Annotated in this window: 2 protein-coding genes; one reads left to right on the top strand and one right to left on the bottom strand. The window is 59.0% G+C overall.

Translation table 11 applies throughout. The features are described from left to right. Window positions 1-621 precede the first annotated feature (621 nt). Entirely contained in the window at window positions 622-1176 is a 555-nt protein-coding gene (locus tag WB528_RS04715; protein ID WP_423887268.1) for a MarR family winged helix-turn-helix transcriptional regulator, read from the top strand. Between the two features lie 204 nt (window positions 1177-1380). On the opposite strand, the gene WB528_RS04710 is transcribed toward WB528_RS04715, so the two are convergent. Continuing rightward, window positions 1381-1720 (bottom strand): hypothetical protein (locus WB528_RS04710; protein ID WP_423887267.1); only part of this gene is annotated, 340 nt, incomplete at its 5' end.

Below are 1720 nucleotides of genomic sequence, written 5' to 3'. Positions count from 1 at the left end.
CAGGATCTGCACGTTGGCCAGAGTGATTCCCGTGAGGCTCGCGCAGGATCCCCGCGGTGCCACGCCCGCCGGCGGCAGCCCGCCGGCGAACGAAACTGCACCCAGCGATAGCCAGGTCGCGGCGATTGTCGATGTCAATAGCAGTTGCTTCATGTCGGCACCTCCCAAGTTTGACAGAACAGAACCGTTGGCCACGCGAACGACCGGCCGCCGAACAAACGTTCCGCAGCCGCCGGCCGATTCAGCGATTTGATGGTTGGTACGCGAGGCACGCGCAGCGCGAGATGCTCGGCCGCCGATGAGGCCTCATTCGCGGCGACGTCAACGCGTTCGCCGTCGCCCCTCCACGGAGCAAAGCCTTTCCGTCGCGGAAACACCGACGTCTCTCCCCTGAGCTGCTCTTATGGCAGTTTATGGTCATTCGCGATGTTACAGTCATTCTGCGACCATCATGTAGCCTCGTCAACATGAGATTTGTGAGACCCGCAGGGAGAATGCCGTCCCGCCGGGACGCCCGCGTCGACGCCTGCCCAACGAAGCCTGATTGGCGAACTGCTTTTTGGCCTTGAAGGAATCCGGCCCGCAGTTCAATTTGGTCTTTTAGAACAAGGCGCTCAAACGATGCATACGAGGAGTCTGCGGATCAGGGCCCGTCCCGCCAAGCCTTCCGACTCGATCGCACTCACGTCGAACAAGGCCCAACCCTCTCCTCGGAAGGTGAAGGCGGGGCCGGCGCGTTCGAAGACAAAAGCCGTGGCGCTGGGCGACCTGTCGCAGTCGCTAGGGTATCGCATCCGCCGAGCACAGCTGTGGGTATTTCGCGAGGTCAGTCAAAGACTGGCGCCGTTTGACACAAGCCCCGCGCAATTCTCCGTTCTCAGCGTGATTGACGCCAACCCGGGCGTGAATCAACTTGCAATCGCGCAGGTGCTTTCGATCGAGCGCGCGGGTCTTGGCAGAATGGTGGATCACCTCGAACGGCGGGGTCTCTTGACGCGGGCCGAATCCTCGATCAACCGCCGCTATTATGTGCTGTACTTGACCCGCGAAGGTGCCGAGCTCCTGGGTCGGCTTAAACCAATCATCGCCGAGAGCGAAAAGTCCCTTGCCAAGAAAATGGGATCGCGCGCCTACAAGCAATTCCAGCGAACGCTATCCATCTTTCTGGAAGGATGATGTCGTTGGCACTCCGGCACCGTACCTGAACTCAACGATCCAACCGCCCCGCGCTTGGTCTGCACCCGCGCCGATCAGTCTATGCGTCGGCAATGGGTCGGTATCGCAACCAGATCGTCGCCTCCAAAAAATACCCTCAACGTATCGCCGCCTTGATCAAGATCGCTGTAGGGTCTCACGTCCGCTCTGGGGCCCACAAGTGGACTACGTGACGTGGCGGTTAGCCCTGGCGTCTGCAAAGCAGCGTCCAGGTACATCAATAGGCGGCTTACAGTCGCCTTTTAATTTCCGATTTGGCACGTTCGGTACCGACAGAAGTGGTGCTTTGTCATTAGCCTGAGAGTTTGATTCCTTAATCGGCAACCTGTCACTCTTAGCCGAGCGATTGGCAATCTGACCCGTAGTTGTTGCAGCTTCCGTTGTGCCCGACTGAAAACCTGCCGGTGAACCCGGCGATGGAACGACCTGGTGCACTGCGATTGTACTGGCGATGCCCACTATATAAGCCAGTGAATGCCACGTGAATGTCTTGACAAGCATGATG

Origin of the sequence: Bradyrhizobium sp. (assembly GCF_049586575.1) — a bacterium.
Taxonomy (GTDB): domain Bacteria; phylum Pseudomonadota; class Alphaproteobacteria; order Rhizobiales; family Xanthobacteraceae; genus Bradyrhizobium.
This window is presented reverse-complemented; position numbering and strand designations above follow the sequence as displayed.

Coding starts and splice junctions, on each gene's coding strand:
- WB528_RS04715 (WP_423887268.1), top strand. CDS start 622: ATGCATACGAGGAGTCTGCGGATCAGGGCCCGTCCCGCCAAGCCTTCC.